8 protein-coding genes are annotated in these 8,007 nt (G+C 65.4%); 7 read left to right on the top strand and 1 reads right to left on the bottom strand.

What is annotated here, in order from left to right:
- Nucleotides 1-178 precede the first annotated feature (178 nt).
- A complete protein-coding gene (locus tag GSQ89_RS29625) occupies nucleotides 179-1,336 on the bottom strand; it encodes a pyridoxal-phosphate dependent enzyme (protein WP_254073423.1) in 1,158 nt (385 codons plus the stop codon).
- Between the two features lie 734 nt (nucleotides 1,337-2,070).
- On the opposite strand from GSQ89_RS29625, the gene GSQ89_RS29620 reads away from it, so the two are divergent.
- The 7 genes from GSQ89_RS29620 to GSQ89_RS29590 all read left to right on the top strand — a co-directional run.
- Nucleotides 2,071-2,517, top strand: a complete 447-nt coding sequence (locus GSQ89_RS29620; protein WP_158931720.1) for an SRPBCC family protein — start codon at nucleotides 2,071-2,073, stop codon at nucleotides 2,515-2,517.
- On the top strand, nucleotides 2,504-2,824 hold the full coding sequence (locus GSQ89_RS29615) for a helix-turn-helix transcriptional regulator (RefSeq protein ID WP_158931719.1): 321 nt from the start codon (nucleotides 2,504-2,506) through the stop codon (nucleotides 2,822-2,824). The genes GSQ89_RS29620 and GSQ89_RS29615 overlap by 14 nt, the downstream gene beginning before the upstream one ends.
- Nucleotides 2,825-2,864: 40 nt before the next feature.
- Nucleotides 2,865-3,974, top strand: a complete 1,110-nt coding sequence (locus GSQ89_RS29610; RefSeq protein WP_158931718.1) for a M20/M25/M40 family metallo-hydrolase — start codon at nucleotides 2,865-2,867, stop codon at nucleotides 3,972-3,974.
- A gap of 143 nt (nucleotides 3,975-4,117) precedes the next feature.
- The gene (locus GSQ89_RS29605; RefSeq protein ID WP_158931717.1) at nucleotides 4,118-5,059 is read left to right on the top strand and encodes a LysR family transcriptional regulator; all 942 of its coding nucleotides are present in this window, start codon (nucleotides 4,118-4,120) and stop codon (nucleotides 5,057-5,059) included.
- Between the two features lie 290 nt (nucleotides 5,060-5,349).
- Nucleotides 5,350-6,021 carry an ankyrin repeat domain-containing protein gene (locus tag GSQ89_RS29600; RefSeq protein ID WP_158931716.1) on the top strand — a complete coding sequence of 224 codons (672 nt, stop codon included), beginning with the start codon at nucleotides 5,350-5,352 and terminating at the stop codon, nucleotides 6,019-6,021.
- Nucleotides 6,022-6,263: 242 nt separating this feature from the next.
- Nucleotides 6,264-6,788: a hypothetical protein gene (locus tag GSQ89_RS29595; protein ID WP_158931715.1), complete on the top strand. Its 525-nt coding sequence runs from the start codon at nucleotides 6,264-6,266 to the stop codon at nucleotides 6,786-6,788.
- Nucleotides 6,789-6,930: 142 nt separating this feature from the next.
- A partial coding sequence (locus tag GSQ89_RS29590; RefSeq protein WP_158931714.1) for a Zn-dependent alcohol dehydrogenase occupies nucleotides 6,931-8,007 on the top strand: 1,077 nt, incomplete at its 3' end.

Below are 8,007 nucleotides of genomic sequence, written 5' to 3'. Positions count from 1 at the left end.
AGGGCGTGCCCGGACAGGGTGTCCTGATATGAGACAGTCTGATACCGTATCATATCAAGAAACGTGCCAGACAACCGTGGGCGTGTCCCGGCCATCCGCGCTTCAACGGCCGGTGCGAAGATGGCCGGGACACGCCCAGCCATGACGGTGAAAACGGTGCCAGTCACCAAACCCAACCTCACAACGCAATCCCCATCAACTCAGCGATCCGCGGCGTCGCCTTCAACCCGCTCCCCGTCAGCACCAGCACCGTCGTCTGCTCAGGCGTAATCGTCCCCGTCGCCAGCAATTTCCCGAACGCCGCCGCCGCCTGCGCACTCGTTGGCTCCACATAGATCCCAATACGCGCCAGATCGAGCGTGGCCCCGGCGATCTCCGCCTCGGTCAGCGTTACCGCCCCGCCCCGCGTTTCCCGCAGCGCCCCCAGCACCTCCCGCATCCGCACCGGCTTAGCGATCGCCGTCCCCTCGGCGATCGTCGGAGAAACCACCGTCGGCACCGCCTCATCCGCCCCGGCCATGAAGGCCGCCGCGATCGGCGCGCAGTTCGCCGGCTGAGCGGCGAAGATCCGCGGCATGGTCTCGATCTCGCCGGCCCGCAGCAGTTCCGAGAACCCGATCTCGCAGCCCAGCACGTTCGACCCGGCGCCGCACGGCGTGATCACGTTGTCCGGTGCCCGGAACCCCAGATCCTCCCACAATTCGTAGGCCAGCGTCTTGGTGCCGTGCAGGAAGAACGGGTGCCAGTTGTGGCTGGCATAGAACACTGACTCCGACCGGGCGACGGCGGCGTCCGCGGTGTCCTGGCGGGTGCCGGGGATCAGTTCGACCGTCGCCCCATGCGCCCGCATCTGCACCGTCTTGGCCGGGCTGGTGGAATCCGGCGCCATGATCGTCGCCGCCATCCCGCCCGCCGCCGCATAAGCCGACACCGCCGCGCCACCGTTGCCGGAGCTGTCCTCCAGCATATGGCCGATCCCTTGCGCCCGCAGCAGAGACAGCATCACGCTGGCGCCGCGGTCCTTGAAGCTGCTGGTCGGGTTGAACCACTCGCACTTCAACAGCACCCTTGCGCCTGCCACCGTCCCGGCGATCAGCGGCGTGGCGCCCTCACCCATTGAGATCGGCGTGTCGACCTGCAGCGGAAACGCCGCCCGATAGCGCCACAGGCTGCGCGTGGCGGTATCGATCTGCCCCCGCGTCAGGCCGGGCAGCGGAGTCAGAAGCAAAGGCGCATGGTCCGGCCCGCACCAGCGCGGCCGGTCCAGCGGGAACGTCGCGCCGGAGCGCGGATCGAGATAATCGGGAGGCATGCCCCGCAGTCTGATCGGAAGCACGCGCGGGCTCAAGCGGGGTAGGCCGAAGGTTCGGTTGTTCGGCTAAAGCGAGCAAGAAATTGGAACCGCAAATGAACGCGGATGAACGCAAATAGCTAAAAGCTGACGTTGGACGGCCCCTGCTAAGGGCAACTATATATCTGACTAAATATCTGACTAAGTGGCTGGTCTCAGAACGAGTTCGTATGGCCCACTCTGTTGGTCCATCATCTGCAAATACTCGACCGGTTCAAAGGTCACAGGGCCATGACGTTCGCATGTGATGGTCGAACCTATCGGCAAACCCTTGAACTGGGAGTACGGCACGGTCTGACGTCTCCAAGCGCAGCATACGTAAATCAGGGCGAGAGGCTCACTATCACTCAACATGGGCGATTGTCTCCTATCGCTTGGTTAGGGCGGACGCCCACATGTAGTGGCTTAAAACGCTATTTCAACACAAAATGCAGTTCGCTTAGTCAAGTATATTGTTGCCCTGCTCAGACCAGGTTAACAGCCTCGAACGGTCAGCACGTTTGGTATCATCCCCGCGTCTAATTTCCCCGTTTCACAGATCGGGCAGCCCATCGCCATTCCGCCTATTTGCATTCATCCGCGGTTCCAATTTCTTGGTCCGTTCGTCAGCAGACCTGAAACGAGGCGCACACTAATCTCGGCGGAATGTCGGACCAACCCGCAACCCAATGGTTGCCTTTTCATTCACCTTGCGCCATAAGCAACCAGGAGGTTGCACAATGACCGACAGCATCAACAAAACCATCGTCCTGAACGCCCCCATCGATCGCGTATGGCGCGCCCTGACCGACCACAGCGAATTCGGCGAGTGGTTCCGCGTCCGTCTCGACGGCCCATTCATCCGCGGACAGCAATCCACCGGCCACATCACCTACCCCGGCTTCGAGCACGTCCTTTGGCGGGCAACCATCGAAACAATGGACCAGCCCACCCTGTTCGCCTTCACATGGCACCCCTACGCCGTCGATCCCAACGTGGATTACACGCAGGAGCCTCCCACCCGCGTCACCTTCCAACTCGAACCGGTCCCGACCGGGACCCGCCTGACCATCACCGAATCCGGCTTCGACGCCCTGCCGCCCGACCGCAAGCCCATCGCCCTGCGCATGAACGACGGCGGCTGGTCGACGCAACTCACCAACATTCGAACCCATGTCGAGTCTTGACACCCAGGCGCCCATCTTCGCCGCCCTCGGCGACCGCACCCGCCTGTCGCTGCTGGTCAAGCTCAGCGACGGCCAGACCCAGTCGATCGTCCGCCTCGCCGGCGACACCAGGCTGACACGCCAAGCCGTCACCAAGCACCTGCGTGTGCTGGAAAAGGCCGGCTTGGTCAGCAGCATCCGAGTCGGCCGCGAAAGCCAGTTCATCTACAACGCCGAACCGATCGCTCGGGCCAAATCCTTCCTCGACACCGTCTCCGCGCAATGGGACGACGCCCTGTCACGCCTGCGCGCCTTCGTGGAGCGCTAACCGGGTTGCAACCGTCCCACCGGACCGACTATCCAGCATCATGACCGATTTTTCCGCCACGATCGCAGACCTGACCCGCGACCTCGTCACGCTGGACAGCCGCAGTTCCATCTCCAACATCCAAGTCGCCGACCGCATCGAGCCGGAACTGACCGGCTTCGACATCGAGCGCATCGACTACCCCGACGCCGCCGGCGTCCCCAAGCGAGTCCTGGTGGCGCATCGCGGCGGCCCTGGCGGCCTAGCCTTCTCCGGCCACATGGACACCGTGCCCGACACCGGCTGGCAGGACGATCCCTGGTCGGGCCGCATCGACGCCGACGGCATCCTGCATGGCCTGGGCAGCACCGACATGAAAGGCCCCGTCGCGGCCGCCATCATCGCCGCCCGAGCCCTGCCCGACACCATCCCGGTCACCTTCCTGCTCACCACCGACGAGGAAACCACCAAGCTCGGTGCCCGAGCCATCGCCGAACGGTCCGCCCTGGTGCGAACGGTGCAACCCAAGGGGATCCTGGTGGTGGAGCCCACGCAACTCCGCCCGGTCCGCGGCCATCGCGCCCATATACTGTTCACCTGCGTGGCGCATGGCGTCCAGGCGCACAGCTCCACCGGCGCCGGCCGCAACGCCAACTGGGCGCTGATCCCCTTCCTTGCTGAGATGAAGACCGTGTTCGACCGCCTGCTGACCGACCGGACCCTGCAGGACGACGCCTACACCCCGCCCTTCAGCGACTTCAACCTGGTCATCGACAACCACGGCACCGCCATCAACGTCACCGTCCCCGTCGCCACCGCGCGCATCAAGTTCCGCTACTCAGCCCGAATCGACCCCACGCCGATCCGTACGGCCGTCCACGCCGCCGCCGCCCGCCATGGCATCACCGTCACCGAGGCCGAGGAAGGCCGCCCGCCCGAACGCCCCGCCAACGACCCGTTCGTCCAGCAATGCGTCGCCGCCAGCGGGCAGGCTGCCACCACCGTGCCGTTCGGCACCGACGCCTCGATCCTGCAGGCCATCGCCCCTTGCGTCGTCATGGGCCCCGGTGACATCGGCGTCGCCCACAAGCCGGCCGAATCGGTCCACATCGCCGACCTCGCCGCCGCCGTGCCCATCTTCCAGGCCCTGGCGACCCGCATGGCCGCCTGACGCCACGCCTTGTCACGTTGACGAACCGACGCGATATGGCCTTGAAATCGCCAGCACGAGCAGGACACCGGCGAACCGCCGCACGCCCCTGATCAGGCGCCCCGCCATAAGCGGCGACGATCTTCAAGACGGAACACCGGACGATGGATCTGATCAACGGGCTGCAAATCTTCATCCGGGTCGTCGAGACCGGCTCCTTCTCCGCCGTCGCCCGCGAATCCAACGCCAGCCAGTCTGCGATCACCCGCCAGGTCGCGCAGTTGGAGGAACATTTCGGCGTCCGTTTGCTCCACCGCACCACCCGCAAGCTCAGCCTGACCGACGATGGCCAGGACCTGCTGACCCGTGCCCGCCACTTGCTGGAAGAAGCCGAGGATCTGGAGGACACGTTCGGTAAGGACGGCGGCTCACCAACCGGCCTGGTCCGCATCGGGCTGCCGATCGGCGCGGCGGTCCTGCTGGTCGCGGATTTCACCACACTGCTTGCCGCCCATCCCGGTCTGGCCGTTGAACTGGTGGTCAGCGAACACGCTGAGGACCTTGTCGCAGAGCGCCTCGACCTGGCCCTGCGGCTCGGCCAGTCGGCGGATACCTCACTGGTGTCCCGAGCCCTGACGACGCTGACATCGGCGCCCGTCGCGGCCCCAGCGTATCTGGAACGTCACGGTGCCCCCGAACATCCGAGGGACCTGTTGACCCACACGTGCATCATCCACGACATGGGACCGGGCAGCACGCATTGGGCCTTCGACGGCCCGGACGGCGCGGTGGACGTGGAGATCGGCAGCGCGTTCCGCTCGAACAACAGCCTGGTCGTGCGGCAGGCGGCCACGGCCGGGTATGGGATCGCGCTGCTGGGCGATCCAATGACGCTGAGCGAAATCCGCGCCGGCCGGCTGTACCGCCTGATCCCCAACTACGTCGCCCGCCGCCGGCAGCTCTTCATCGTCTATCCATCACGCAGGCATCTGGCGCACCGCACCCGCGTCGTCATCGACTTCCTGATCGAACAGTTCCACCGCCTCGAAACACGGCTGCGCGACGGCCGGACCTGGGGAGAGAACGAGGCAACCTGGCTGGTGTAATATCGACGGCCGGGCACCGGCGACTCGTAGCCACCACCATGGTTCCGGCGGTCTGCCTTCATTGCCCGGCTCGCCTGGGCCATCTGTCGCGGCACAGTGCCCGTGACGCGACAACGACCCCGATCGGCCGTTTGCCGCGATCTTATTTGGGCATCAGTCCGATCAAATGGCCGAAATCCAGCATCCAACGGGCCGCCGGACGATTTTCAGGCTGTACGGTTATCCCTAAAATAGTCTAGAACGCCGCTTTCGCAGTTCCAGCAATGGCTGACGCCAGGAAGGTTTGGGCCATGAACGTTTCCGCCACGACTGTTTTCGCGGGCCGGCACCTTGCCGCACTGGCGTTTGGTGTGACGCTGACGTTGTTCGCTTCTTCCGCCGCATGGTCGCAGGATATGATGAACTCGCCGGTCACATCGGCTGGCCGTGAGAACCGCGCGGCCGCCGCCGCGAACCAGCCCGGCCCCTTGGCACCACCCGCGGCGGTCCCTGGCGCCACGGCACGGGCGCCGGCGGCGCCGGCCACCAAGGCCGCCGGCGACCTGCAGCCGAATGACGCGCTGTTCGATGCCATCAACCGTGGCGATATCGCCGCCGCCCGCGATGCGCTGAACCGAGGCGCCGACCTGAGCGCCACCAACGTCCTGGGCATGACGCCGATGGAGTTGTCGGTCGATCTCAGCCGCAATGACATTTCCTTTCTGCTGCTGTCCATGCGCAGCGAAGACAGCGACCGAGGTTCCCAAGCGATCGGGCGTGGTACCCAGTCGTCCGGCAAGATCGTGCTGTCCGGGAAGTCGGCAAATCCGCGCAAGGCGACCCCGGCCAAGACCGTCGCGGCAACCAGCGCACCCGCCGGCGTCAGGCCGGTGGCGACGCCCAGGCGGTTCGCCAATGACGGCGGCACGCCACTGCCCAGTGCCGGCTTCCTCGGCTTCGATTCCCGGTCGGCTGCGAATTAGGACGCTCATGCCAAGTCGCGTTGGCATTGGTATCACCCGCACTGACGGATAACCGGCCCCCGACCCCAGGGGTCTTGCGCGGGCTTGATCCAGATATCGGGAGATCATCGGCGTGAACCGGCAAAATTGATCCCCGCGCAACCGGAAGTGATGCGCAACCGGAGCATCCTGGCACTAGGTGCCGGTGGCTGCCCTGGGGACACTTCCCCATTTCCCGGGTCATGCCAGGTAAGGAGATCAGGATGCTGAAAATTCGTTTACTTCAAGCCGTTTGCACGATCGCGATGCTGAGCGCCGTCCCCGCGTTTGCCCAATCGAACCCCCAAGGCTCCGCCGCCGCACCCGCCGGGCAGCAGGCGATGCCGAACAACGCCGGCAGCGCGGCCTCCAGCGACAACACCGGGTCGGCGTCGTCGAACCAGGATGGCCTGGGCACGCCGAGCCACGGCCGCAGCACCCATCACACCGCGATAACGCACCGGGACCGCGCCATGCACGCCTCCTCGAAGGCGGATACGTCCCAGGACTCGTCAGTCGATCAGTTGAATAGCCAGAGTTACCAGGCCGCCCAGCAAGGCCAGACCTTCACCGGTAACGGCTCCGGCAACATGTCCGGTGGCGCATCGACCGGCATGTCGCAATCGGGCGGCTCCGGCAGCATGAGCAACATGTCAGGCAGCGGCTCCAGCCCTAATAGCATGTCCGGCGGCGGTGCGGGCAACGGCGCTGGCGGCGGCATGTCAGGCAGCGGTGCGGGCGCCAAGTAAGCCCTCGTCATCGCGGCGGGCGTAAACCCGGGCCGGCTGCTTCGGCGGCCGGTCAACGCCCGGCGCTGATCCCGGACATTGGCGTCCGCCAACAACGCGGCTAGCATCCCCGCCGGCCCATAAAAACCGGAGGGAAATCACCATGAAAGCCGCGGTCTTCCACGCAGCCCACACGCCCCTGACCATCGAGGATGTGGTCATCGAGAAGCCGAAACGCCGCGAGGTGCTGCTGCGCACGGCCTATGCCGGTCTGTGCCACTCCGACCTCCACTTCATGGAAGGCCTCTACCCCTACCCCGTTCCCGCCGTGCTCGGACACGAGGGCGCGGCAGTGGTGGAAGCCGTCGGTGAGGACGTCACCTACGTCAAGCCCGGCGACCACGTCATCACCTGCCTGTCGGTGTTCTGCGGCGAGTGCGAGCAATGCACCACCGGCCACACCAACCTCTGCGACAACACCGAGGTCAAGCTGCTGCCCGGCACCGCTCGCCGGCTGAAATGGAAAAACGAGGTCCTGCACCAGGCCTTCAACCTGTCGGTGTTCGCCGAACAGATGGTCGTGCATGAACATGCCATCGTTAAGATCAGCAACGACATCCCGCTGGACCGAGCCGCCTTGGTCGGCTGCGGCGTGATGACCGGCGTCGGCGCCGTGTTCCATGCGGCGAAAGTCGAACCCGGCGCCACCGTCGCCGTCATCGGCTGCGGCGGCATCGGCCTGTCCGCGGTGAACGGCGCGGCCATCGCCGGCGCCGAACGCATCATCGCCATCGACACCAATCCCTCGAAGCTGGAAAAAGCGAGGGAAATGGGCGCGACCCACACAATCAACGCTTCCAACGTCGATCCCGTCGCCGCGATCAAGGACATGACCGACGGCAAGGGTGTGCCCTACTCATTCGAGGCGATCGGCCTGAAAACCACCGCCGAACAATCCTTCGCCATGCTGCGCCCCGGCGGCGTGGCCACCATCATCGGCATGATCCCGTTCGGCACCAAGATCGAGCTGCACGGCGCCGATTTCCTGCGCGACCGCAAGATCCAGGGCACCAGCATGGGCGGCAACCGCTTCCGGGTGGACATGCCCCGCCTGCTGGAACTGTGGCGCCAGGGCCGGCTGAAGCTCGACACCCTGGTTTCCGGCCACATCAAGCTGGAGGACATCAACGAAGGCTTCGCCCAACTGAAAACCGGCGCCCCGGTGCGCAACCTGATCAAC

Origin of the sequence: Acidisphaera sp. S103 (assembly GCF_009765975.1) — a bacterium.
In the GTDB taxonomy this organism is placed as follows: domain Bacteria; phylum Pseudomonadota; class Alphaproteobacteria; order Acetobacterales; family Acetobacteraceae; genus Rhodopila.
This window is presented reverse-complemented; position numbering and strand designations above follow the sequence as displayed.

Coding starts and splice junctions, on each gene's coding strand:
- GSQ89_RS29620 (WP_158931720.1), top strand. CDS start 2,071: ATGACCGACAGCATCAACAAAACCATCGTCCTGAACGCCCCCATCGAT.
- GSQ89_RS29615 (WP_158931719.1), top strand. CDS start 2,504: ATGTCGAGTCTTGACACCCAGGCGCCCATCTTCGCCGCCCTCGGCGAC.
- GSQ89_RS29610 (WP_158931718.1), top strand. CDS start 2,865: ATGACCGATTTTTCCGCCACGATCGCAGACCTGACCCGCGACCTCGTC.
- GSQ89_RS29605 (WP_158931717.1), top strand. CDS start 4,118: ATGGATCTGATCAACGGGCTGCAAATCTTCATCCGGGTCGTCGAGACC.
- GSQ89_RS29600 (WP_158931716.1), top strand. CDS start 5,350: ATGAACGTTTCCGCCACGACTGTTTTCGCGGGCCGGCACCTTGCCGCA.
- GSQ89_RS29595 (WP_158931715.1), top strand. CDS start 6,264: ATGCTGAAAATTCGTTTACTTCAAGCCGTTTGCACGATCGCGATGCTG.